This is a genomic window from Jeotgalibacillus marinus (assembly GCF_040801915.1).
In the GTDB taxonomy this organism is placed as follows: domain Bacteria; phylum Bacillota; class Bacilli; order Bacillales; family Jeotgalibacillaceae; genus Jeotgalibacillus; species Jeotgalibacillus marinus.
The window spans coordinates 1-281 of record NZ_JBFMIA010000132.1 but is presented as its reverse complement, the minus strand read 5'-3'; the positions used below and the strand labels follow the sequence as shown (position 1 = coordinate 281).

The 281-nt window shown below is 66.9% G+C and carries 1 pseudogene; it reads right to left on the bottom strand.

The window, feature by feature from the left end:
- A pseudogene (locus AB1471_RS18925) lies at positions 1–281 on the bottom strand (argininosuccinate synthase); the annotation flags it as partial.

Below are 281 nucleotides of genomic sequence, written 5' to 3'. Positions count from 1 at the left end.
CTGTCGGGCGACTTGCGGCCGACGACCTGGGCCAGGCCCTTGTAGAGCTTGAGCCGGCCGGTGCCGTTGACCTTGGCCTGGCTGTGATCGATCGCCGCCTGGAGCATCTCGCGCTCCGGCGAGAACCAGAAGCCGTTGTAGATGAGCTCGGCGTACTTGGGCATCAGCTCGTCCTTGAGGTGGGCCGCGCCGCGATCGAGCGTGATCTGTTCGATCCCGCGGTGCGCCACGGCATAGATCTCGCCGCCCGGGGTCTCGTACATGCCGCGGCTCTTCATGCC